Origin of the sequence: Faecalibacterium sp. Marseille-Q4137, from assembly GCF_017377535.1 — a bacterium.
Lineage (GTDB): Bacteria > Bacillota > Clostridia > Oscillospirales > Ruminococcaceae > Faecalibacterium > Faecalibacterium duncaniae.
The window spans coordinates 150278-174930 of the sequence record NZ_JAFREK010000001.1; the positions used below are offsets into that span (position 1 = coordinate 150278).

Below are 24653 nucleotides of genomic sequence, written 5' to 3' on the forward strand. Positions count from 1 at the left end.
ACGGTCAGGCTTTTTTGGTTTCAGCCTTTTTGCTCTTGCGGTCGTTCCACAGCACCCAGGCGGAGGTGGAAACACAGAGCGAGGTATACACGCCGCTCAGCATACCCATCATCAGCGGGAAGGCAAAGGTAAAGATGCTGTCCAGACCGTACAGCTTGGAGACCACGCACATCACACCCAGTGCCATTACAGTGGTCACCGTAGTGATGATGGTACGGCGGGCAGACTGGTTGACCGAGTGGTTGACCAGCCCCTCGAACGGGGTCTTTTTCCCCATCAGGGCGCGGTTCTCGCGGATGCGGTCATAGACCACAACCGTATCGTTGATCGAGTAGCCCAGAATGGTCAGCATGGCGGCAATAAAGTTGCCGTCCAGCGGGGTGCGCAGCAGCACAAAGGTACCAAACACCACCATCAGGTCGTTCAACAGGGCCAGCACAGCCATCAGGCCACCGGTCATGCCGCCGATCTTCTTGAAACGGAAGCCGATATACAGCAGGATGAGCAGCAGGGAGAACACCACAGCAACCAGACTCTTCTGCAGGAACTTGGTGCCCATGGCAGCGCTGACATTGCTCAGGGACAGCTGGGCAAAGGCATTGTCCGGGTACTGTTCGTTCAGGGAGGTCAGCAGATTCTCCACCTGATCAGTGGTCACGGTCTCGTTGCCGGGCATGGAGATCTTCAGGGTCTGCTCCCCGGTGGCGACATTCTCGCCGGTCTGCAGGGTCAGGCCGTTGTTTTCCAGTGCAGTGGAAGCGGTCTTCTGAACTTCGGAGGTGCTGATCTCACCCTGATAGCTCAGGGTGATCATGGCACCGCCCGTAAACTCCGTATCCAGCCGGACACCGAACACTGCAGCACACAGGATGATGGCCGCCATCAGGCAGGTGGAGATGGTCAGGAAGCGCTTGCGCAGGCCCACAAAGTCGATGGGCTTCTTTTCCTTGACTTCCTTGCCGGGCTTGACAGCACCATAGAGCCAGGGATTCCGCAGGGCCTTGATGGAGGCTGCACCGCGGATCATCACACGGGTGGCAAACACGCCGAACACAAAGTTCAGCAGAACGCCGGTCAGCAGCGTGTAGCCAAAGGCGTAGATGGTGCCTGCGGTGGAGGGCCCAAAGGCGAAGAACACGAAGTGCAGGGCCTTGGCGAACAGGCCATCCGAGGGGCCGAAGGCACCCATCAGCACGATCGCCACAATGACAATAGTCACGTTGCCATCAATGATGGGGGTCAGGCCGCGGGCAAAGCCGCTCTTGAGCGCGCCATCCAGAGATTTGCCGTTGTTCAGCTCCTCCTTGATGCGCTCGGCGGTGATGACATTGGCATCCACACCCATACCAATGGCCAGGATGATACCTGCGATGCCGGGCAAAGTCAGGGTAAAGCTCTCAAACACCGGGAAGTAGCCGGAGACGAAGGCCAGCGTTGCCGCCACCTGACCGGCCAGTGCAATGCAGGCCAGGAAGCCGGGCAGACGGTACAGCAGAGTCATCAGCACCACGATGAGGGCATAGGCAATGAGTCCGGCCAGCACCATGGCGCTCAGGCTGTTCTCGCCCAGGCTGGGGCTGACAGTGGAATAGCTGTCCACAGTCAGGGCAAAAGGCAGTGCACCGGAATTGATCTGGCGGGCCATCTTGACCACGTCCTCCTGCGTGAAGGGATTGGACGCGGAACTGGTGATGATGGCGGCACCATCGGTGATGGCCGCATTGACCGTTGCCGTGCTCACGTTCTGATCATCCAGCCAGATGCTGATGGTTCCACTGCTCTGGTAGAGCTCCGTGGTGGCATCCCCGAAGGCCTTGGCACCCTCGTCGTTGAACTTGAGGGCCACATAATATTCGGATGTACTGCCGCTCACCGGGCCGTACTGAGCAGCTGCGCTCTCGACCATGGAGCCGTCCAGGATCAGTTCGCCGTCTGCACTGCTCCCCTTGCGGAAGGTCAGGTAGGCGGTGCTGCCGATCTCTTCAATGGCGGCTTCGGGGTCAAAATCGGTCTCACCGGACTGCCACGGAAACTCCAGGATCAGGCGGTCGGAGTCATAATCCACATACAGCTCGTAGTCGGTCACGTTCAGGCCGACCAGACGATTCTCGATGACCAGCTGGGCAGCGTCCAGCTGATCATCGGTGGCATCGTAGTTGTCCGAGGGGGCAAACGTTACGTTGACACCGCCCTTGATATCCACGCCAAAGCGGATATCCTGCGCTCCCTTGATGTATGTCTTGGTCACATCACCGTACTTGACTGCCACACCAAAGAATGCCGTGTAGACAAACGCGGCGATCAGGAGCACTGTGACAACAAGCTGCCATGCTTTGCCTTTCGTCTTCATAAGAAACAGGAAACCTCCAAAATATAATAAACCTCCGCCGCGCAGAAAAACCTCTGCACGGAGGAGATTTTTTGCAGAATAAAACGCTTACTCTGCCTTTTCGGCCAGCAGCTTTTCGATGACTGCCAGCTTTACGCAGACGCAGAGCAGATCAGATGCGGTCTCCACCTCGTCCAGGCTGGGATAGGTGGGCGCGATACGCAGGTGAGAATCCTGCGGGTCCTTGTGGTAAGGATAGGCGGAACCGGCACCGGTCAGGGTCAGACCGCACTCCTTGCACAGCTGGGCCACACGCTTGGCGCAGCCTGGCATAACGTACAGGCTGATGAAGTAACCGCCCTTGGGGTTCGTCCAGTGGGCGATGTCGCCGCAGGGGGTCAGCTCCTCGGAAAAGGCCGTCTTGACGGCATCAAAGCAGGGGATCAGGCGGCGGCGGTGCTTTGCCATGTGGGCCAGCACACCCTCTTTGTTCTTCAGGAAGCGGACATGGCGCAACTGGTTCATCTTATCATAGCTGATGATCATCACGGAGAAGCGCTTGCAGATATACTTCATGGAGTCCACGCTGCATGCAATGGCGGAAACACCTGCACCGGGGAAGGTGATCTTGCTGGTGGAGGTGAACATGAACACACGGTTCTCCGTGCCGTACTTCTTGCTCTCGTTCAACAGAACAGGGGTCTCGATGATCTCCTCGGTCAGGTGGTGGACGATATAAGCCTCATCCCAGAAGATCTTGAAATCAGGAGCAGCGGTCTTCATCTTGGCCATCCGGTCAATGGTCTCATCGCTGTAAGTATAACCATCCGGGTTGGAATACTGGGGCACGCACCAGATGCCCTTGATGGTGTCATCCTCGGCCACCAGCTTCTCCACAATGTCCATATCGGGGCCATTGGGGGTCATGGGCACGCTGATCAGCTCAAAGCCGTACTCCTCAGTGATGGCAAAGTGGCGGTCATAGCCGGGCACCGGGCAGAGGAACTTGCGCTTTTCCACCTGAGACCAGGGGCAGGGAGACTCAGGGAAGCCGAACACATAGCCAATGTTGATGAGGTTGTACATCAGCTGCAGGCTGGAGTTGCCGCCCACGAACACTTCCTCAGGCTTGACACCGAACACATCCGCAAACAGAACGCGAGCCTCGTGCAGGCCCTCCAGATCACCATAGTTGCGGGCATCGGTGCCTGCGTCGGTGGTGTAATCGTTCATCTGCAGCAGACCCATTGCCAGATCCATCTGGTGAGGGCCGGGCTTGCCACGGGCCATGTTCAGCTTCAGGTTCATGGCCAGAAACTTTTTGTACTGCTCATTCAGTTTTGCCTTTTCGGCAGTGAGCTCCTCACGATTCATCTCAAGATAGTTTGCCATTGAAAAACACACTCCTTTATCGTACTTCCAATTTCCCACAGTATCCGATGCCGGGTGTTTCAGGAGTTCCTGCCAGAGAGTTCTCCCACCACAGTCATCCAGACTTTTAATATTATACCGCAACTCCGGGCGCGAAACAAGCAAATTACAAAAAAAGCCCCGCCAAAGCCGAAGCATTTGGCAGGGCATCCCTTCCCTGCTGTCTGCAGAGTGCAGATATCAACTCAGGGAGGTCTGGTTCTTATACCGTTTGCGCACAGCGCCGTATTCCAGATGGGCCTCGCCGCCCTCCACGGTGTCCTTGTCGATGGTGACACGGATGATGGTGGGGTCATTGGGCACATCATACATGACAGGCAGCAGGATGCCTTCCATCACGCTGCGCAGACCGCGGGCACCGGTCTTGCGCTCAATGGTCTTGCGGGCGATCGCGTGGAGGGCCTCGTCGGTGAACTCCAGCTCTACACTGTCCATGCTCAGCAGCTCCTTGTACTGCTTGACCAGGCTGTTGCGGGGCTCCTTGAGCACACGCACCAGTGCGTCCTCGTCCAGATCGTCCAGCACAGTGATGACCGGCAGACGGCCGATCAGCTCAGGGATCAGGCCAAACTTGACCAGATCGTGAGGCTCCACCTTGCGCAGCAGGGCACGCTGGGCATCCTCGGAGTTGTCCTTCAGGCTGCTGCCGAAGCCCAGTGCAGAGCGATCAGTGCGGCGCAGGATGTATTTATCCAGGCCATCAAAGGCACCGCCGCAGATGAACAGGATGTTGGTGGTATCGATCTGGATAAACTCCTGCTGGGGGTGCTTGCGGCCGCCGTTGGGCGGCACGTTGCTCACGGTGCCCTCCAGGATTTTCAGCAGCGCCTGCTGCACACCCTCGCCGCCCACATCACGGGTGATGGAGGGATTCTCGCTCTTGCGGGTGATCTTGTCGATCTCATCGATGTAGATGATACCCACCTGTGCCTTCTGCACATCAAAATCCGCCGCCTGAAGCAGCTTGAGCAGGATGTTCTCCACATCCTCACCCACATAGCCCGCCTCAGTCAGGGTGGTGGCATCCGCAATGGCGAAGGGCACCCCCAGCATCTTGGCCAGGGTCTGAGCCAGCAGAGTCTTGCCGACACCGGAGGGGCCCAGCAGCAGAACGTTGGACTTCTGCAGTTCCACATCCGCACCTTTGCCGCTCAGGATGCGCTTATAATGGTTGTAAACGGAGACCGCCAGCACACGCTTGGCCTCATCCTGACCAATGACATACTGGTCCAGCCCGTTCTTGATCTCAGCCGGGGTCAGGATATTGATATCCAGATCATCCACAGCCTGCATCCGGGTACGGCTTGCGCCGCGGCCCGGGCGGCCGTTTGCTTCCGGGTGCTCCGGCTGATCCGAGAGCAGATCATGGCACAGGCCGATGCACTCGCTGCAGATGTTGACACCGGGGCCGATGATCATCCGTTCCACTTCGTCCTGATGCTTGCCGCAGAAGCTGCACACCAGGTCTTTTTCATTTTTGCCGGAATTGTTGTTTGCCATAACTGTTATTCCTTATTCTGGGTCTTTGCGCGCAGGGCTCTCCCCCGCGCCTTTCAGTTTCAGCGGTGGGCGATGACCTCATCGATCAGGCCGTATTCCTTGGCTTCCAGCGCGGTCATATAGTTGTCGCGCTCGGTGTCCAGCTGGATCTTCTCCAGCGGCTGGCCGGTGTATTCGCTGAGCATGTGGTTCATCTTATCGCGGATATACACCATGTGCTCGGCGTGGATCTTGATATCAGTGGTCTGGCCGGAAAGGCCGCCGCCCTGACCGCCGATCAGCGGCTGATGGATCAGGATCTCGGAGTTAGGCAGAGCAAAGCGCTTGCCCTTGGTGCCGCTTGCCAGCAGGAAGGCACCCATGGAAGCGGCCATGCCCATGCAGATGGTGGAGACATCACACTTGATATACTGCATGGTATCGTGGATGGCCATGCCTGCGCTGATAGAGCCACCGGGGCTGTTGATATACAGGCTGATATCCTTGTCCGGGTCCTGCCCTTCCAGGTACAGCAGCTGCGCCACCACAAGGCTTGCGGAGGTGTCGTTGACATCCTCGCTCAGAACGATGATGCGGTCATTCAGCAGACGGGAGAAGATATCATAGGAACGCTCACCATGTGCCGACTGTTCGACAACGTAAGGAACAAAACTCATAAAGTTCGCCTCCTGATACGAAAAATGATTCTATTTGCAAAATTGACCGATACGGCAAAAGAAACAGGGCCGTATCGGTCAATTTTAACAACCTTTGTTTACAGGGTACGCTTCAAACAGCGTTTCCTGCAAATTGCGGCCTTGGCAGCTGGATTATTCAGCGTCCTCGGTCTTTTCAGCCTCAGCGGCCTTCTCTACGATGTTGGCGTGGCTCTTGATGAAGTCGATGGCCTTGTTGATTGCCAGATCCTTCTTCAGGTCGTCAACGTTGACCAGCTCACGGACCTTGTCCTCTTCCATCTTGTACTGGTCAGCGATGCGCTTGATCTCAGCGGAGACATCCTCCTCGGAAGCCTCGATGTTCTCAGCAGCGGCAACAGCCTCCAGAGCCAGGCGGATCTTGACCTGCTTCTCAGCCTGAGGCATGAAGGAAGCACGGAACTGATCCATGGTCTGGCCCATATACTTCAGGTAGTCTTCCAGGCGCAGACCCTGCTGCTCCACACGGAAGGCGAAGTCATTGACCATCTCGTCCATACGGGTATCGTACATAGCCTGGGGGATCTCAGCCTCCATGCTCTCGATGACCTGATCGACCAGAGCGTTCTCAACAGCCAGGTCATCCTGCTTGTCCAGCTGCTCCTGGTTGTTCTTGCGGATGGACTCCTTGAACTCTTCCAGAGTGTCGTACTCGGAGCAGTCCTTAGCCAGCTCGTCATCCAGAGCGGGCAGCTCCTTGTACTTGACCTCGTGCAGCTTGATCTTAAAGACAGCAGCCTTGCCAGCCAGCTCGGCAGCCTGATACTCCTCGGGGAAGGTGACGTTCACGTCAAACTCCTCACCGGCGGAGTGGCCAACGATCTGATCCTCGAAGCCAGGGATGAAAGAGCCGCTGCCCAGGGTCAGGTTGTAGTGCTCAGCCTTGCCGCCCTCAAAAGCGACACCATCCACAAAGCCCTCGAAGTCGATATCAGCGATATCGCCATTCTCAGCAGCACCCTCGCGGGTCAGCTCACGGGCGTTGCGCTCCTGCACGCGCTTCAGCTCTGCATCAACGGCCTCGTCGGTAACAGTATGGACAGTCTTCTCAACGGTCAGACCGTTGTAGTTGCCGACCTTGACTTCGGGCATCACAGCGACCTTGACGGTCAGGGTCACGCCCTCGGTCTCGCTGGCAGCATCCACAGAAACCTCGGGACGGCCAACAGGCTCGATGCCGGCTTCCTTCACAGCTGCCTCGTAAGCAGCGGGGAACAGCTCATTGATGGCATCATAGGTAAAGACATCAGCGCCGTACATCTTCTCGATCAGAGAACGGGGAGCCTTGCCCTTGCGGAAGCCGGGCACGGAGTACTTCTTGCCCTCCTTCTTGAAGACATCGGCCACTGCGCCCTTAAAGGCCTCAGCGTCGATGGAGAACTGCAGCTCTGCCATGCTCTTCTCGAGCTTTTCGCACTTGATGAAATTCATTTTGTGTATCCTCCACTCAAAAATTCTATTGCGTTGGGGACAGGTTTTCTTCCCTGTCTCCTGCAACCGCGCACCGCGTCCTGTATCTTCTGTTTGCGAAATGCGGGGACGCGCGCGCTCAATTGGGTGCAACAATCGCGTCAAAACTTATTATAGCACGTTCCAGACACAATTGCCAGACCAAATTTTGACTTTTTGTTCTTTTTGCCCACACTTCCCGCCTTTAATTGATGCGGTAGGGGCAGAAACGCAGGCCATCGGCACTGACAAGCTTATACTGGATGCCGTCCACATCGCCCTGCACCGCGTACCGGATGGCGTTTCCGTGCAGGTGGCCGTAGTAACAGCGGGTGATGCCGTAGGCCTTCAAGGTGGCCACGATCTCAGGGGCGCTGGTGCCGGTGTAGACCGGCGGGTAATGCAGGAACACCAGCTTCTCCAACCCCGGTTCCGCAGCATCCAGGCTCATTTTTAAGCGCCCGATCTCGCGGTTCATCACTTTTTCATCGTGGGGTTCTCCCACATCGAACAGCCAGCCCCGGGTGCCGCACAGCGCATACCCCTCCACAGAGTAGGAGTTGTTGTGCAGGATGTGCAGGGTGTCAAAGCCCTCAGCCTTGAGGTAAGCGTTCATCTTGTTGGCCGTGGTCCACCAGTAATCGTGGTTTCCCTTCATGATCAGCTTCTGGCCGGGAAGCTCCTGTAAAAACGCAAAATCCCTGCGCGTATCGTTCAGGCGCATGGCCCAGCTGATATCCCCCGCCAGCACGATGGTGTCCTCAGGTTTGATCAGCTTGCGCCAGTTGCGCTCCAGCCGCTCCACATAGCCGTTCCACCCCGGAAAAACATCCATGGGTTTGGAAGCGCCCAGTGAAAGATGGGTATCGCCAAGCACATAAAGTGCCATTCATTTTTCTCCTGTTCTAAGTCCGGCAGGACAAGGTTTATTCCTGATAGCTCAGCGCCACCTGCGCGATCTGCTCCGGGTCGATGACGGTATTGAACCGCTCCGCCTTCTGCCGCAGGGCAGCAAGGCTTGCGGGTGCAGTGCGGCCGGTGGCTGCTTCCAGCTCCTGCATGGCCTCAAAGTCGTTCTGCGGGGCAGTGTGGCCCAGAGCCTCCAGCACGCTGCGGGGGAACTTGTAGGGGGAGGCAGTGGACAGCACCACCATGGGCACACCCTCGCGCTTGTGACAGCCCGCCACATGGAAGGCCACAGCGGTGTGGGTATCGCAGAGATAGCCATCCTGCTCATAGCGGGCACGGATCTCCCCTGCCACCTCTTCCTCGCTGCTCCAGCCGCAGCCAAAGCTTTCCTGAATGGCGGCCAGCGTCTCGGGCCGGACGGTATAGCTGCCGGTTTCAGACAGGCTCTTCATCAGGCCCGCCACCTCGGCATCGCTGCCGGTGACGTGATAGAGCAGGCGCTCCAGATTGGAGGACACCAGAATATCCATGCTGGGAGAAGTGGTCTTGAAGAATTCCCGCTTGGCAGTATAAGTACCGGTGGTCAGGAAATCGGTCAGGACGTTGTTCTCATTGGAAGCGCAGATCAGTCGGCCCACCGGCAGGCCCATCTGCTTTGCATAGTAGCCCGCCAGAATATCGCCAAAATTGCCCGTAGGCACACAGAAGTCCACCTTGTCACCAAAGCGCACCTTCCCTGCCTTGAGCAGCTGGGCGTAGGCGGCAAAGTAGTAAACGATCTGCGGCACCAGACGGCCCCAGTTGATGGAGTTTGCACTGGACAGGCGGATGTTCCGCTTTGCCAGCTCGGCAGCAATGGCCGGGTCGCCAAAGACCTTCTTCACGCCGGTCTGGGCATCATCGAAGTTGCCGCGCACAGCGTAGACCGCCACATTTTCGCCTTCCTGGGTCACCATCTGCAGGCGCTGGATCTCACTGGTGCCGCCCGTGGGGAAGAACACCGCGATCTCCACACCCGGGATATCGTGGTAGCCATCCAGCGCGGCCTTGCCGGTATCGCCGCTGGTCGCCACCAGGATCAGTGTTTTCTCGGTGCGGTCAAGATTTTTCTTTGCCTCCACCAGCAGCTTCGGCATCAGCTGCAGGGCGTAATCCTTGAAGGCGCAGGTCGGGCCGTGCCACAGTTCCAGAGAGTACACCTCATCCGAAACAGGGGCCAGGTAGCCCGCCTTTCCGCCAAAGGCCGCACCATAGGTGGCCTTGGCGGCCTCCTGCAGGAACTCCTGCGAATAATCAGTCAGATACTGCCCCACGATGGCAGCAGCCATCTCGGGGTAATCCAGCGCACAGATCGCCTTGACATCCACCTGCGGGAAGCTCTGCGGAACAAACAGACCGCCCTCATCCGACAGGCCCTGTGCAATGGCCTGAGAGGCACTTACCACGCGGTTATGATCTCTCGTGCTGAAAAACTGCATTGTCGTCGCTCCTTTTTGCCAGCGGGGCCCGCATTGGCCCCATGTTTGCGGCAGCGGCAAAAGCCGTTTTCTGCCTTTTCCCACCAATGCACCCCGCATTACGCGGTAAATGCACCCTTTATAATATGTACCATCCAGCGCCCGCTGTCAAGAGGGGTCACTTCGGCAACGTCAAAACGAACCGGTTCATCACTCTGTCCGGTGTGCTGGAGATAATATTCCGCGGTGCGGATGAGCCTGCGCTGCTTGGCAGGGGTCACGGCCGCAGCAGGTGCGGCCAGCGGGTCGGGGCTGCGGGTCTTGACCTCACAGAGCACCAGTGTGCCGTCCGGCTCCCGCAGGATGAGGTCGATTTCCCCCATCCGGGTGCGGTAGTTGTGGGCTACCAGCTCACATCCCTGCTTCTGGTAATACCGCGCAGCCACAGCCTCGCCGGTGCGGCCGGTCTCGGCCCGATCCATCACTTGCCCTCCGGCCAATAGCCCTGCTTTTTCAGGAAGCTGCGGCGGTAGAAGGGCTGGATCCCGTACTGGTCGATCAGCTCATAATGGAGCTTGGTCGGGTAACCTTTGTGTTTTGCCAGCTGATACTGCGGGTACTGCTTGTCCAGCTCCATCATATAGCGGTCACGGCTGACCTTTGCCAGGATCGATGCCGCGCCGATGCTGGCGCTGGTGGCATCGCCCTTGACCACCGGCTGGGCGGGGATCTCCAGCGCAGCCGGGACACGGTTGCCGTCCACCAGCACGAGGTTCGGCACAATGTCCAGCCCTTCCGCAGCCTGCTTCATGCCGCTCATGGTGGCGTTCAGGATATTATCCCGGTCGATGATCTCCGGGCCTACAAAGACGATCTTATAGGCCAGCGCCTTGTCACGGATCTCATCAAAGAGGGCTTCCCGTTTTTTCTCGGTCAGCTTCTTGGAGTCGTTGATGCCGTACACCGGCTTCTCCGGGTCAAGGATACAGGCCGCCACAACGACCGGGCCGCACAACGGGCCGCGGCCTGCTTCGTCCACACCGGCAAAAAAACCGTACTGCGCACGGATGGCGGCATCATACTCGTACAGAGGGGTAGAGATCTCCTCGTCAGAACGCCGTTTCATTCGTCGTCCTCCTCGGCAAAATCCGCCAGATCATCCCGCTGGGGCGGGCGCTCCAGAGAGATGCGGCCCCACTTGCAGGCGCGGAACTCGTCCACCAGCATGATGGCACAGCGCTCGGTGTTCACCTCGCCGCCGCGCACCAGCAGACCGCGCTTGCGGCCGATGGCTTCCAGCAGTTCGTAGGGCGGCAGAGCCAGCGTCTCTGCATCCAGCTTGTAGCGCTGGGCCACGAGATCGGGGTAATTGCGGCGCACCTCATCCAGCAGGTTCATGGCCAGTTCTTCCACATCCAGAATATCATCCTTGATGGAGCCGATGAAGGCCAGATTAGAAGCAATGGTCTTGGAATCAAACTTTTTCCAGAGCACGCCGGGCATATCCAGCAGGTCAAACTTTTCGGTGCTGACCCACTGCTTGCCCTTGGTCACGCCGGGACGGTCGGCCGCCTTGGCACGGGCAGAACCTGCAAAGGTGTTGATGAAGGTGGATTTGCCCACGTTGGGGATGCCGCAGAGCATCACCTGAGTTTTGGCACCACCCATACCACGGTTCTGGCGGCGCTCCAGCAGCGAGGCCAGCTCCCTTTCAATGGCGGTCTGCACCGCCTTGGTACCGCCCTTCTGCTTGGCGCTGATGGCCACGCAGCCTGCATCGGCGGCGCGGAAGTATCTGATCCACTCCTCTGTCACAGCAGGATCGGCCAGATCTGCCTTGTTCAGCACATAGAGCTTGGGTTTGCGGGCCGTAATGCGCTCCACCTCGGGGTTCAGGCTGGAAAGCGGGATGCGGGCATCCAGCAGCACCAGACTGGCATCCACATGCTGGATCTCCGTCTCCATCATCCGCAGGGTCTTGGTCATGTGGCCTGGGAACCATTGGATGTTATATTGATTTGCAAAGCGGGTATCGTTGTTCATTTTACCACCCCAAAATCCGAAAAGGGCAAAAAGCAGAGCAGCACTTTGCCCAGAATATCGCGTTCATCAATGCAGCCCACATAGGACGAGCGGCTGTCCAGCGAGGCGTTGCGGTTATCGCCCATCACAAACACCGTGCCCTCCGGCACCGTGTACGGAAATGTTACGTCATAGCCAAGATAGGTCGGTTCAGCGATATAAGTTTCCTGCAGCACTTCCCCGTTCACCGAGACCGTGCCCGCCTGATAATCAATGTTCACCACATCGCCGCCCTTGGCAATGACACGCTTGACCAGCGGCTTACCGTAGGCTGTGTAGCTGTCCACGATGACCACATCGCCCCGCTGGGGTTCGTAGCCTGCGCCCCAGACGATCAGCTTATCGCCGTTCTGCAAGGTAGGCACCATGGATTCGCCGTCCACCTGAATGATGCGGAAGAACAGCGAGAATACCAGCACCAGCACCAGCGCGGCGGAGATCAGCGCCTCGTACCACTCAAACACATTCTGTCCGCGCACAGTTTCCTGTGTTGAAGCATGCTTTTCCATTTCCCGATGCACCTCACAATCTTGTCTGGCCTGGAATAAAGAAAAAAGGGACAACAAGTTGTCCCTTTTCTCCCGGTTTTACGCGGGGATCATCAAATATCGCTCTTGACCTTAGCAGCCTTGCCGGTACGACCACGCAGATAGAACAGCTTGGCGCGGCGAACCTTGCCCTTGCGGACAACGGTGACCTTCTCAACGAAGGGGCTGTTGATGGGGAAGACACGCTCAACGCCGACACCGTAGGAAACGCGGCGAACGGTAAAGGTCTCTGCAACGCCGCCGTGCTTCTTAGCAATAACGGTGCCCTCGAAAGCCTGGATACGCTCACGCTCGCCTTCCTTGATGCGAACGTCAACGCGAACGGTATCGCCAACGTTGAACTGGGGCTTCTCAGCCTTGATGCTGCCTTCAGAAATAATCTTCAGTGCGTCCATTTTTGAATCCTCCATTTGTTTTTAGACGTTCATGCACGGCACCTTGCCGTCAGAGGACCGCCCGTTTAATGATATTGTCATTAACCCCGCTGTGGTATCAGCGGACACTAACGCCTTAATAGGATAGCACAAAACGCCCGTAAAATCAAGCGATTTGCCCAAAATAATCCCAAAAATTTTCTGTTCTGCCCAAAAGGCATTCTTTGCCCGGGAAATCAGGCAAAGAGCTGCCGATCCGCCGTCAGGAAGCGCTTGCGCAGGATGCCTGCGCTGGCTGCAGGCAGACCGAACTTTTCTTCCAGAAAGCCGGTGAGCAGCGAGGAATTCAGGTTCAGCTCCTGTGCGGCAGGCAGGCAGAGCTCCATGCAGACACGATCCCCTGCGGTGGTATATTCCACCTGCGGGATGTGATCCTTGAGCTCCACGATCTTTTTGCCCTTTTTGCTGTGCTTTTCCACCGGGGCGCTTTCCAACGCGTTGTACTGTTCCAGCACAGCCGCTGCCGCTGCCGGGTAGGTGATCTGGTAGCAGGCAAAGGCGATGAGGTCAGCCTTCATCTGCACCGGGCCCACATGGGTGATGCGGATGCCGGTGGGCATGATGGCATTCAGTTCGGTCTGCCACTGGGCAAAGTCCGGGTTCTCAGCCTCGGTCTTGACATCCACGCATTCGCACTCGCTCTCCTGCCCCAGCGAAAGCGGGCAGGCAAAGGTCATGTAGATGTGGGGGTTGAAGCCCAGCGTGTGCCACACAGGCAGGCCGCTGCGCTTGAGCACCCGCTGCATCACCCGCTGCAGATCCAGCAGGGAGATGTAGGAGGCCTCATTCTTCTTCTCAAACGAGATTCTGACTGTAATCAAAGCAGGGACCTCCTAACAGATGATTGGCACCGCAGCCATGGCAGGCGCGGTTGCAGGGCTGGGTGGTCTGGGCGGCAAGGGCCTTGTTGTACTCCCGCACCAGATATTCATGGGTCACACCGTAGTCCATGTGGCTCCACGGGGTCACCTCGTCCAGCCCAATGGGACGCTGGCAGTAGAACTTGGGATCAATGCCCAGATCCTCAAACACCTGCATCCAGGTATCATACTTGAAGCACTCTTCCCAGCCGTCAAAGTAACAGCCTCGTTTGTAGGCTTCCAGAATAACAGGAGCCAGACGGCGGTCGCCCTTGGCGAATACGCCCTCCAGAAAACTGGTGGTGCTGTCGTGATAGTTCACCTTGATCTTGCGGCTGTGGACGCTTTCCAGCAGGTGCTTCTGCTTGGCCTGCAGGCTTTCCTCCGTGTCCATAGGCACGAACTGGAAAGGCGTATGGGGCTTGGGCACAAAGCAGGCACAGCTGATGGTCACCTGCACCCCCCTGCCCTTGGCGTGCCTGGGGTTGGAGTAATAGAGATCTACCACCTTCTGGGCGGTCTCGGCAATCCCCTCGATGTCCTCCATCGTCTCGGTAGGCAGACCCATCATAAAGTAGAGCTTGACCGAGGAATAGCCGTTGGCAAAGGCCAGCGAGCAGGTCTTTTCGATCTCATCCCAGGTAACATTCTTGTTGATGACATCCCGCAGGCGCTGGGTACCGGCCTCGGCCGCAAAGGTCAGGCCGCTCTTGCGCACCTTTGTAGTCTTTTCGATCAGGCTCTGGGAGAAGTTGTCCATCCGCAGGGAGGGCAGCGAGAGGCTGACGTGCTCCTTGGGGGCCCACTCGTTCAGATCATCCAGCAGTTCTTCCAGCTGGCCGTGGTCGGAGGTGGACAGGCTGGACAGGCTCAGCTCCTCATAGCCGGTGTTGGCACACAGATCCTGTGCTGCCTTATTCAGCAGGCTGGCATCCCGCTGGCGCATGGGGCGGTACAGGAAGCCCGCCTGGCAGAACCGGCAGCCGCGCACACAGCCGCGCAGCACCTCAATGCTGGCACGGTCCTGGATGGCCCCCACCATGGGCACAACAAAGTTCGTTGGCGGGGCAAACTCGTTCAGATCCTTGATGATGGCCTTGGTGATGACCGCCGGGATGCCCGGCTCGTTGGGGGTAATGGCCTTGACCCGGCCGTCCTCAAAGTAGGTCACATCGTAGAAGGCAGGGATGTAGACCCCGGGGATCTTTGCAATGCGGCGCAGCAGCTCCTTTTTGGAGACGCTGCCCTCTTTCTTGGCACGCTCGATCTCGGCGCAGATGGAAGGCAGCTGGTTCTCACCCTCACCCAGCTGGATGACATCAAAGAAATCTGCAATGGGCTCCGAGTTGCAGGCGCAGGGGCCGCCCGCCACGATCAGGGGCCAGTGCTCGTCGCGGTCCTTTGCGTAGAACGGAATGTGCGCCAGATCGAGCATTGCCAGAATGTTGGTATAGGAAAGCTCGTACTGCAGGGTAAAGCCCACCGCATCAAAATCGGTCAGGGGGTCCTTGCTTTCCATGGTGTACAGGGGCAGGTCCAGCCGCTCCATCTCAGCCTTCATATCCAGCCAGGGCATGAAGGCCCGCTCACACCACCAGTTCTCGTGGCTGTTGAGCAGCTCGTACAGGATCTTCTCACCGAGGAAGGACATTCCCACCTCGTAGGTATCCGGGAAGCAGAATGCAAACCGGACATCCACCTTTTCTTTGTCTTTATACACGCTGCCCGGTTCGCCGCCGGTGTAACGGCCCGGCTTCTGTACCCGGCCCAGCGCTTCTTTCAGCTTGGGATCAAACATCAAGTTCCTCCATTGACAGAACAGTTTTACTTCATTCATTTTATTGTACCCGATTCTGCCGGGAAATGCAATCATTGTTTTGGAGGCACCACCATCCGCACGCCGCCAGCTGTGCCCCATCCAGCGGCGGGATGGGCAGGAGGTTGAAGGCCCCGGTCAGGAGGTTGGCCGCCAGAAAGGCACTGGCCCGGATGGTGGCCCGCTGTTCCAGCCGAAGCATCCAGAGCCCGGCCAGCACAAAATTCACCGCAGGGCCTGCCGCGGCAAGGAGAGCGGTCTGCCACAGGGTCATTTCCCTGCCCCGGGTGCGCATACAAAAGCCGGTAAGGGTGACTTCAATGACCGGAAACTGCCCAAACAGGGCAAGATATACCCCAATGTGCCCCCACTCATGCAGGAATGCCGCCAGCAGCCCCAGCCGCAGAAACCCGCTTGCATCGAAATAGAGCAGAACGTACAGCGCCCCGCAGAGCAGCAACGGGTCCCGGAACACAAGCGGCCCATACCGGAATCGATGCCGCATCATGGCAGGCTCAGTGCGGCAGAAGGATCATACCGGATGCCGCCTGTCAGAAATTCAAAGTGCAGGTGTGCCCCGGTGGCACGGCCCGTCTGTCCGGCAGTGCCCAGCCGCTGGCCTGCTGCAACCACCTCCCCGGCCCGGACATAGAGATACTGCATGTGGGCATAGAGCGTTTCCTGCCCGTCCCCATGGGTCAGCCGGACATAGTTGCCGTAAGCGGTTCCACGCCGGGCGGCGGTCACCACACCGTCCAGTGCCGCAAGGACCGGTGTGCCCTCCGCGCAGGCAAGGTCCACGCCCCGGTGGAAGGCTTTTTCCCCGGTAAAGGGATCCTTCCGCCAGCCATAAGGGTCAGAGACACGCCACGCCGCCGTTTCCAGCGGGAAGCAGAGCGTCTGCCCCGGCTTTGCCTGTTTCAGGCTGGCTCCCGCCGGGATATTTTTGCCCGCACAGACCGGGAGCACCCTGCCCGCCAGCAGAATGATCAGCAGCACCATCAGAGTCAGCACCGCCGCCCATTGATATCGATTGTGTTTCCCTGCTCGTCCATGTTTTGCCTGCATCTTTTCGCCCTCCGTTCTGGAAAGTGTATGCAGGAGGAAGATCACTGAGAACCAAAACACCCCCTGGGAGATTTCCCAGAGGGTGCTCTTTCCGTATTTACCGGCGGAGCCAGTCATGGAGCCGCTGGAAGAGGCTGGGGTGACCGTGCCGTTCCGCGCGATCAACAGCGTGCGGAGCGGGTGCGCTCTGCACAGCCGGAGCAGGTGCTGCTTTCAACGTGGCAGGCTGTTTTGCTGGTTCTGGGGGCTGCTCCGCCACCTGAACCGGCTCCGGTCTTGTTTCGGGCTCAGACGGCCGTTCCGGTGCCTTTGGCTCGGGCTGCTCCGGTTCTGCCGCAGAAGCGGTATCCCGGGCGAGCCAGTCATCCCGGAGCAGATCGTACATGTCCATCTGGCCGTTGACAAGGGGCTCACCGGGGGCCGCTTTCACCTTCTGATAGCTGCCGTCTGCCCGCATCTCCCGGGCATTGACGTTATCCCGCAGCTGCAGCTGCAGGATATCGCTCAGCTTCTGGATGAGGACAGGGTCCTCCACCCGGACGCCCACCTCCACGCGGCACTCGGTGTTGCGGGTGAGGAAATCGCCGGAGGCGATATAGATGCGGGTGGTCACGCCATCGTAGAAGCTGTAGATGCGGCCATGCTCAAGGTAGCGGCCCACCAGACTGCGGATATGCAGGTTCTCGGTCTTGCCCGGCACCTCGGCGCGGACACAGCAGATACCGCGCACGATCATATCGATGCGAACCCCCGCACAGCTGGCTTCTTCGAGCTTCAGGATGATATCCCGATCCGAGATGGAGTTGTTTTTCAGGATCATGGATGCGGGGCGGCCCAGCTTGGCGGCATTGATGACCCGGTCCATCTCGTCCAGCAGCACGCTCTTGAAGCGCAGAGGAGCCACCAGCATTTTCTCGGTGGTCTCCGTCAGCTTCTGCACGGCAAGGTTCTGGAACACGTTGGAGGCTTCCTCACCGATGCCCAGATCTGCCGTGATGAACGAATAATCGGTATAGAGCTCGCTGGTCTTTTCGTTGTAGTTGCCGGTGCCGATCTGGGTGATGTAGCTGTAGCCCTGCGGGCCCTTCTTGGTGATAAGGGTCAACTTGGAGTGCACCTTGTAATCATCAAAGCCATAGAGAATGGTACAGCCAGCCTCTTCCAGCTGCTTGGACCAGTCGATGTTGTTCTGCTCGTCAAAGCGGGCACGCAGCTCCACCAGAGCCACCACTTCCTTGCCATTTTCGGCGGCTTCGATCAGGGCCTGCACGATCTGGGATTCCCGCGCCATCCGGTAAAGGGTCATCTTGATGGAGATGACCTCCGGATCCCGCGCAGCCTTTTTCAGCATCGCGATGAAGGGACGGATGGACTGATACGGATAACTGAGCAGGACATCGTGCTTTTCTACCTCGGCGGCAAGGTCATAATCCTGGGGCGGCAGCATGGGCCGGGCCGTGGGATAGAACAGCTCCGGGTTGCCCTCGGCCTCCATTTTACCGGTGAGCTTGTAGAAGAAGCTCAGATCCAGCGGGCTCTTCTGGGCAAACACCCGCTTATGGCTCAGCTCTAATTTGTCGCAGAGGAGACGCAGGATCTCCTGCGGGGCCGTGGGAGTTACCTGCAGGCGGACAGCGGCCAGCTTGCGGCGGCGCTTGAGCAGGTCGGCCATGATCTCGCGGTAATCGATATCATGGTCCATCATGCCCTCTTTTACATCAATGTCGGCGTTGCGGGTGACGCGGAACAGGCACTTTTCCTGCACGGCATCCTTGCCAAAGATGAGGGACGCGTAATGCAGCACCAGTTCCTCTGTCAGGGCTAACTCGGTCTTGCCCTCCCGGCGCACCAGGATCAGCCGCTCCATCTGGCTGGAGATAGGGATCATGCCAAGGCTCTGGCCCTCTTTCTCCTTGAGCAGAGCGCCGAGGTAGATCTCCTTATTGCGCAGGAACGGGAACGGGTGGCGGTTGTCCACGATCTGCGGGCTGAGGATGGGGAACAGCTCGTTCTGGAAGTACTTTTTCCAGAAGCGCTCCTGCTCCTTATCCATCGCATCAAAGTTTACCTTTTTATAGCCGCAGGCATCCAGATTTTCCAGCGCTTTCTCGTAGTATTTATCGCAGTCCTCCTGCAGATGGGCAACCTTGGGCATGATGGCGTTCAGCTGTTCCTCGGCCGTCATATTGGTCTTGTTCTCACGCTTGTCCTTATCTTTCTGACTGCGTGCAAGGTTGGCGCGCTCCTGCAGAGAGCCCACACGCACCATGAAAAATTCATCCAGATTGGAGCCATAAATGGCAAGGAATTTCACCTGCTCCGCCAGCGGGACATTCTTATCCTTGCCCAGCACCAGCACACGGCGGTTAAAGTCCAGCCAGCTGAGTTCACGGTTGATGAAGATCGTATCCTCTTTCATAGTAGTTTACTCCCTTTTTCCCTGACCTGCGGCTTTCGCCGCAGCGCTTCAGCTCACGTAAGCAAGCCCATCCCACTCTTCCACCACCGCTTCTGTCAGGCCGGGCACGGCGGCGGCCTCTTCTACCGCAGCAAAGCGTCCGTACTGCTCCCGGTATTCGATGATGGCCTGGGCGCGCTGCTCCCCTACTCCCGGCAGGGTGCAGAGAGCGTCCTGCCCGGCGGTGTTCAGATCGACCCGCGCCAGCTGGATGAGCGGTGTTTCACTCCCGGCTGCACGGCCCGGCCCTGTCTGCCGCGGAACGGCAAACCCAAACGCCAGCGCGACGCACACCGCGCAAACAAGGGCCGCTGTCCACAGAAATCTCTGTTCCGTTTTTGTGAGATTGGCTTTCTTCATCCCATTGTACCCGACTTTCTCTGAAAAAGAAAGCCCTCTGCGGAGAATTTGCAGAGAGCTTTACAATGATTTTACGCAGAAGTTTCCGCACGGCGCACCATGCCGTACAAAAGCTCTGCCGCTGCACCGGTATCGTGGTCAGTCAGGGTCATCCGGTTGGCAGCAAGGCGCAGTTCAGGCGCGGCATCCGCAGGCACAACGCTCTCCCCCGCCAGATGGACAAGGTCGAGCATCTGGGTGCAGCCGGCCAGCACCGTCAGCTGCTCGGCGGCATAGCCGGAGGGAGGGCAGACGGCGTTGAGCATGGTACTGCCTGAGACAAGGCCCGGGGTAAGCACCAGCGTATCCTGCGCAAGGCGCTCCGCATGCAGGAAAGCTGCCGCGTCCCCCAGCGCCTTTTGCAGTGTGGGCAGAATGGGCATCTGCTTTTTGTCCTGATAGAACAGGATGCGCAGAACGTCCTCACCCTTGACATCAGCGGCGTTGCTCAGCACAAAGGGAGTCCACTCCTGCTTGAGGTGGAACACTAGCCCTTCGCTCATCCGCACAGCGCGGGTGGAGCCATCGCGCATCTGCAGGGCAATGCCAACGCCGGACAGGGAGGGCAGCATCTTCAGGACAGACTCCTCCATCCCCTCAAAGCTGCACAGCGCGGTGCCGGAGCCCTCCGAAAAGTTGTAGGCCAGTGTGCCGCCGCAGACCAGCGCTGGCGCACTGAGCCGCACCCCGCCCAACAGAGAGCGGACCGCCCGGGGCGAGCGCTGAGAGAACACGGTCAGCCTGCCGCCCCTGCTGGCAAAAAGCTGCAGCACGTCCCGCTGGAGCTGAGGCAGATTGCCTGCGGCATCCAGCAGCAGGCTGTCCAGATCGCAGAGGACTAAGGTCTGGTCAATGGTCGTCTCTTTCATAGGGTATTTCCTCCTGTGCGCTGACGGAGCGTGGTCAAGAAGCGGGTGAAGTAATCCGGCAGCTCAGAATCGAACCGCAGGTGTTCGCCCGTGATGGGGTGAACAAACCCCAGCGTTTTTGCATGCAGGCACTGCCCATGCAGGCTGGTGATGCAGTTGTGGGGGCCGTACACCGGGTCGCCCGCCACCGGGTGGTGGATGGAAGCCATGTGAACGCGGATCTGGTGGGTACGGCCCGTTTTCAGGCGGCACTCCAGCATCGTGAACTCGCCCAGCCGTTCCAGCACCTTGTAGCCGGTATAGGCGTACTTTGTGTGGGGCTCACTGGCCGGATAGACCGCCATCTTCTTGCGGTCGGTCTTGCTGCGGCCCAGGTTGCTCTCCACAAAGCCTTCATCCTGGGCAAAGCCGCCATAGACGATGGTATTGTAGGCCCGCTCCACGCTGTGCACTGCCATCTGCTGGGAAAGGCCGATGTGGGTTGCATCATCCTTTGCCACCACCAGCAGGCCGCTGGTGTCCTTATCGATGCGGTGGACGATGCCGGGCCGGATCTCGCCGCCAATGCCGGAAAGGCTGCCCTTGCAGTGCCAGAGCAGAGCGTTGACCAGGGTGCCGTCCGGGTTGCCGGGAGCCGGGTGGACGACCATCCCTTTGGGCTTGTTGACCACCAGAAGGTGTGCATCCTCATAGATGATGTCCAGCGGGATCTCCTGCGGTACAGCCTCGATGGGCTTTGCGTCGGGGATCTCCAACAGGATGATATCCCCTGCCTTGAGCTTCAGGCTTTTGGCCGGGGCCTTGCCGTTGCAGAGCACATGGCCCTCAGCCACTAGGCCCTGCAGGGCACTGCGGGAAAGGCCGGTGTCCTCGCCGCTCAGAAAGCGGTCGATGCGCTGGCCTGCGCCCTCGGCTTCTACGATGTATTCACGCTGCTCCATGGCTTACTGCTCCTTCGGGCCCTTTTTCGTATCCTCGTGCAGCTCCTCCAGGAAAATGACCAGCACCCAGAGCGCCACACCAACGCAGACACAGATATCTGCAAAATTGAACACCGCAAACCGCATGAACAGCAGGTTGATGTAATCCACCACCTCGCCGTTCAGCACACGGTCGATCAGGTTGCCGATGCCGCCACCTAGCACCAGGATGAGTGCGGCCTGCTGCAGCCGGTTGTTCCGGCTGCGGAAGAACAGCCAATAAGCAACCAACAGCAGCGCTGCGCTGGTTGCAACGATCAAAAACAGCTGCTTGCCGCTGAGCAGGCTGAATGCCATGCCCTGATTGAGCACGAACCGCAGCTCCACCACATGGGGGATCAGCGGCATTGCGCCCACCGGCTGCAAAGCGCTGACAGCCCAGAACTTGATGGCCTGATCGAGGCCGACCAGCGCCGCAACGCACAGCAGATTGAAGATCACAAATGCCATAAAAATACTCCCAACGGCGGCACGCTGCCGCCTGTGTTCTGATACCAAAAAGCGGCGCTCCCTGCTCGAAAGGAGCGCCGCAGCGTTTATTTCAGGAAGGCTTATGCTTCCACCACGCTTGCGCAGCGTGCGCAGAGGGTGGGATGTGCAGCGTGGGTGCCGATGTCTGCGGAATACTTCCAGCAGCGTTCGCACTTTTCGCCGGTGGCATGTGCAGCAGCAACGCCCAGACCCTCAACAGCGGAGGCGGAGCCACCCTCGCCCTTGACCAGCTCCACATGGGAGACGATCATCAGGTCAGCCAGCTCATCCATGGGAATGCTGTTCAGCAGGTCATAGACGGCATCATTGCAGTACAGGGTAACGGAAGCTTCCAGAGAAGCACCGATGGTCTTTTCTGCACGGGCCTGCTCCAGCACCTTCTTGACCTCGTCACGGACAGCAATGAGCTGTGCCCACTTGGCCTTGAAGGCATCGTCTGCAGCGTACTGGCCTGCCTTGGGCATTGCCTCGAACACAACGTACTTGTTCATACCTTCGGTCTTGGGCAGGAAGTCCCAGATCTCCTGGCTGGTGAAGCAGAGGATGGGGGCAATGATCTTGTCCAGAGCGACCAAGATCTTGTACATGGTGGTCTGGGCAGCCTTGCGGCCCACACCGTTGGTGCAGTACAGGCGGTCCTTGGTCACATCCAGATAGAAGTTGGACATGGCAACAACGCAGAAGTTATAGACGGCGTGATAGACCTTGTTGAAGTCATACACATCGTAGCCGGCCTTGGCGTTCACGATCAGGTCATCCAGAGCAGCCAGTGCCCAGCGATCGATCTCCTGCAGCTGGTCATCTGCCACACAATCGGTGTTGGGGTCAAAGCCATCCAGATTGCCCAGAATGAAGCGGGCGGTGTTGCGGATCTTGCGGTATGCCTCGCTCAGCTGCTTGAAGATATTCTTACCGGCGCGCACATCCACAGTGTAGTCGGAAGAAGCGACCCACAGGCGGATGATATCCGCACCGTAGTCCTTGATGATCTCGCTGGGCTCCACGCCGTTGCCGGCGCTCTTGTGCATCTGCTTGCCCTGCTCGTCCACGACCCAGCCGTGGCACAGAACGGACTTATAAGGTGCGCAGCCCTTGGCAGCCACGCTGGTCAGCAGGCTGGACTGGAACCAGCCGCGGAACTGGTCGCCGCCCTCCATATACATGTCGGCCGGGAAGCTCAGCTCCGGGCGCTCCTCCAGCACGGCAGCGTGGGTGGAACCGGAATCGAACCAGACATCCATGATGTCGGTATCCTTGGTCCACTCGGAAGCGCCGCACTTCTCGCAGACTTCACCTGCGGGGATGATCTGCTCTGCCTCGTACTTGTACCAGGCATCGGAGCCCTCCTTGCGGAACAGCTCGCTGACAGCCTTGATGGTGGCATCGGTGATGTGGTAAGCGCCGCACTTCTTGCAGTAGAAAGCCGGGATGGGCACACCCCAGGTACGCTGACGGCTGATGCACCAGTCGTTGCGGTCACGGACCATGCCCTTCATGCGGTCGTGGCCCCAGTCAGGCATCCACTTCACGGTGTCGATGGCCTTGTAGACATCGTCACGGAACTTGGCAACAGAGCAGAACCACTGCTCGGTGGCACGGAAGATGATGGGGTTGTGGCAGCGCCAGCAGTGGGGGTACTGATGCTTGATGTGCACCTGACCCATGATGACACCGGCTTCGGTCAGGTCGGCCAGAATGGTCTTGTTGGCAGCCCAGACACGCTGACCTGCGTACTTACCGGCCAGCTCCGTCAGGCAGCCGCCGTCGTCCACAGGAACAGTGATGGGCACGTTGTACTTCTGAGAAACATTGAAGTCATCCACGCCGTGGCCGCCTGCGGTGTGGACGCAGCCGGAACCGCTTTCCAGCGTAACATGGTCACCCAGGATGACGATACCCTCCTTGGGCAGGTAGACGTGATGATAGCGCATCAGCTCGAACTCAGCGCCGGAAACAGGTTCGCCCACGATCTCGTAGTTCTCAATATGGCAGGCATCCATCACGCTCTTGACCAGCTCGGTGGCCATGATATGGTACTCCTCGCCGATCTTGACAAAGGAATACTCAAAGGCACCGTTCAGGCAGATGGCCTCGTTGGCGGGCAGGGTCCAGGTGGTGGTGGTCCAGATCACGAAGTAAGTCTTATCCATCGGAATGCCGTGCTTTGCCAGCACACCGTTGGGGTCCTGAGATACGTGGAAGCGGACGAAGATGGAATCGCAGTCGTCCTCGCCGTACTCGATCTCTGCCTCAGCCAGAGCGGTGCGGCAGTCGGGACACCAGTACACAGGCTTCAGGCCCTTGTAGATGTAGCCCTTCTTGGCCATCTCGCCAAAGATCTCGATCTGGCGGGCCTCGAACTCAGGCTTCAGGGTCAGGTAGGGGTGCTCAAAGTCACCGATAACGCCCAGACGCTTGAACTGGTCGCTCATAATGTCGATATGCTCGGTGGCAAACTTTTCGCAGATCTGGCGCAGCTCCAGCTTGGAGATGTCCTTCTTCTTCTCGCCCAGAGAGGACAGAGCCTTCAGTTCAATGGGCAGGCCGTGGGTATCAAAGCCAGGCACATAGGGAGCCTGGAAGCCCTCCATGTTCTTGTCGCGGATGATGATATCCTTGATGATCTTGTTCAGCGCGGTGCCCATGTGGATGTTGCCGTTTGCATACGGAGGGCCGTCGTGCAGGACAAACTTAGGCTTGCCGTCGTTGTGCTTGATCAGGTTGTTGTACAGGTCGTTCTTCTCCCAATCCTCCAGCATGGCGGGCTCCTTCTTGGGCAGACCGGCACGCATCTCAAACAGAGTCTTGGGCAGGTTCAGGGTACTATCGTACTGGGACTTATTCTTAGCCAATGGTTACACACTCCTCTAATTTACT

The 24653-nt window shown here is 58.4% G+C and carries 22 protein-coding genes; all 22 read right to left on the reverse strand.

What is annotated here, in order from left to right:
- Positions 1-4: 4 nt before the first annotated feature.
- Positions 5-2350 carry a protein translocase subunit SecF gene (gene secF / locus J3353_RS00775; protein ID WP_207683873.1) on the reverse strand — a complete coding sequence of 782 codons (2346 nt, stop codon included), beginning with the start codon at positions 2348-2350 and terminating at the stop codon, positions 5-7.
- An 87-nt stretch (positions 2351-2437) separates the two neighbouring features.
- Positions 2438-3721, reverse strand: a complete 1284-nt coding sequence (locus tag J3353_RS00780) for an aminotransferase class I/II-fold pyridoxal phosphate-dependent enzyme (protein ID WP_005934338.1) — start codon at positions 3719-3721, stop codon at positions 2438-2440.
- A 219-nt stretch (positions 3722-3940) separates the two neighbouring features.
- Positions 3941-5260, reverse strand: a complete 1320-nt coding sequence (gene clpX, locus J3353_RS00785) for an ATP-dependent Clp protease ATP-binding subunit ClpX (RefSeq protein WP_207683874.1) — start codon at positions 5258-5260, stop codon at positions 3941-3943.
- A gap of 59 nt (positions 5261-5319) precedes the next feature.
- On the reverse strand, positions 5320-5916 hold the full coding sequence (clpP, locus tag J3353_RS00790; RefSeq protein WP_098922298.1) for an ATP-dependent Clp endopeptidase proteolytic subunit ClpP: 597 nt from the start codon (positions 5914-5916) through the stop codon (positions 5320-5322).
- Between the two features lie 153 nt (positions 5917-6069).
- Positions 6070-7386: a trigger factor gene (gene tig, locus J3353_RS00795; protein WP_005934342.1), complete on the reverse strand. Its 1317-nt coding sequence runs from the start codon at positions 7384-7386 to the stop codon at positions 6070-6072.
- A gap of 223 nt (positions 7387-7609) precedes the next feature.
- Positions 7610-8293: a metallophosphoesterase gene (locus J3353_RS00800; protein ID WP_207683875.1), complete on the reverse strand. Its 684-nt coding sequence runs from the start codon at positions 8291-8293 to the stop codon at positions 7610-7612.
- Positions 8294-8330: 37 nt separating this feature from the next.
- The gene (gene thrC, locus J3353_RS00805) at positions 8331-9791 is read right to left on the reverse strand and encodes a threonine synthase (RefSeq protein WP_207683876.1); all 1461 of its coding nucleotides are present in this window, start codon (positions 9789-9791) and stop codon (positions 8331-8333) included.
- 98 nt (positions 9792-9889) lie between these two features.
- Positions 9890-10252 (reverse strand): YraN family protein, encoded by a 363-nt coding sequence (locus tag J3353_RS00810; RefSeq protein ID WP_005934349.1) that lies wholly within the window; start codon positions 10250-10252, stop codon positions 9890-9892.
- The gene (gene rnhB, locus J3353_RS00815) at positions 10252-10896 is read right to left on the reverse strand and encodes a ribonuclease HII (protein ID WP_207683877.1); all 645 of its coding nucleotides are present in this window, start codon (positions 10894-10896) and stop codon (positions 10252-10254) included. Before rnhB ends, J3353_RS00810 begins: the two co-directional genes overlap by 1 nt.
- Entirely contained in the window at positions 10893-11813 is a 921-nt protein-coding gene (gene ylqF / locus J3353_RS00820) for a ribosome biogenesis GTPase YlqF (RefSeq protein ID WP_156068221.1), read from the reverse strand. Before ylqF ends, rnhB begins: the two co-directional genes overlap by 4 nt.
- On the reverse strand, positions 11810-12361 hold the full coding sequence (gene lepB, locus J3353_RS00825) for a signal peptidase I (protein WP_207683878.1): 552 nt from the start codon (positions 12359-12361) through the stop codon (positions 11810-11812). Before lepB ends, ylqF begins: the two co-directional genes overlap by 4 nt.
- A gap of 92 nt (positions 12362-12453) precedes the next feature.
- Positions 12454-12795 carry a 50S ribosomal protein L19 gene (rplS, locus tag J3353_RS00830; RefSeq protein WP_035394456.1) on the reverse strand — a complete coding sequence of 114 codons (342 nt, stop codon included), beginning with the start codon at positions 12793-12795 and terminating at the stop codon, positions 12454-12456.
- A 215-nt stretch (positions 12796-13010) separates the two neighbouring features.
- Positions 13011-13655, reverse strand: a complete 645-nt coding sequence (locus J3353_RS00835) for a TIGR03936 family radical SAM-associated protein (RefSeq protein ID WP_207683879.1) — start codon at positions 13653-13655, stop codon at positions 13011-13013.
- Positions 13630-15492 carry a TIGR03960 family B12-binding radical SAM protein gene (locus J3353_RS00840; RefSeq protein WP_097771167.1) on the reverse strand — a complete coding sequence of 621 codons (1863 nt, stop codon included), beginning with the start codon at positions 15490-15492 and terminating at the stop codon, positions 13630-13632. The genes J3353_RS00835 and J3353_RS00840 overlap by 26 nt, the downstream gene beginning before the upstream one ends.
- Positions 15493-15532: 40 nt before the next feature.
- A complete protein-coding gene (locus J3353_RS00845) occupies positions 15533-16018 on the reverse strand; it encodes a peptidase (protein ID WP_207683880.1) in 486 nt (161 codons plus the stop codon).
- The gene (locus J3353_RS00850; RefSeq protein ID WP_242700791.1) at positions 16015-16578 is read right to left on the reverse strand and encodes a M23 family metallopeptidase; all 564 of its coding nucleotides are present in this window, start codon (positions 16576-16578) and stop codon (positions 16015-16017) included. The genes J3353_RS00845 and J3353_RS00850 overlap by 4 nt, the downstream gene beginning before the upstream one ends.
- A gap of 97 nt (positions 16579-16675) precedes the next feature.
- Entirely contained in the window at positions 16676-18997 is a 2322-nt protein-coding gene (gene ppk1, locus J3353_RS00855; RefSeq protein WP_207683882.1) for a polyphosphate kinase 1, read from the reverse strand.
- Between the two features lie 48 nt (positions 18998-19045).
- Positions 19046-19396, reverse strand: coding sequence for a helix-hairpin-helix domain-containing protein (locus J3353_RS00860; protein ID WP_156058138.1), 351 nt, complete (start codon positions 19394-19396; stop codon positions 19046-19048).
- Positions 19397-19467: 71 nt separating this feature from the next.
- Positions 19468-20304 carry an HAD hydrolase family protein gene (locus tag J3353_RS00865; RefSeq protein ID WP_156058140.1) on the reverse strand — a complete coding sequence of 279 codons (837 nt, stop codon included), beginning with the start codon at positions 20302-20304 and terminating at the stop codon, positions 19468-19470.
- The gene (locus tag J3353_RS00870) at positions 20301-21245 is read right to left on the reverse strand and encodes an RluA family pseudouridine synthase (protein ID WP_097771932.1); all 945 of its coding nucleotides are present in this window, start codon (positions 21243-21245) and stop codon (positions 20301-20303) included. The genes J3353_RS00865 and J3353_RS00870 overlap by 4 nt, the downstream gene beginning before the upstream one ends.
- Before the next feature lie 3 nt (positions 21246-21248).
- Positions 21249-21734 carry a signal peptidase II gene (lspA, locus tag J3353_RS00875; protein ID WP_097771174.1) on the reverse strand — a complete coding sequence of 162 codons (486 nt, stop codon included), beginning with the start codon at positions 21732-21734 and terminating at the stop codon, positions 21249-21251.
- Between the two features lie 101 nt (positions 21735-21835).
- Positions 21836-24628 (reverse strand): isoleucine--tRNA ligase, encoded by a 2793-nt coding sequence (ileS, locus tag J3353_RS00880; RefSeq protein WP_117476153.1) that lies wholly within the window; start codon positions 24626-24628, stop codon positions 21836-21838.
- Between the last annotated feature and the right edge of the window lie 25 nt (positions 24629-24653).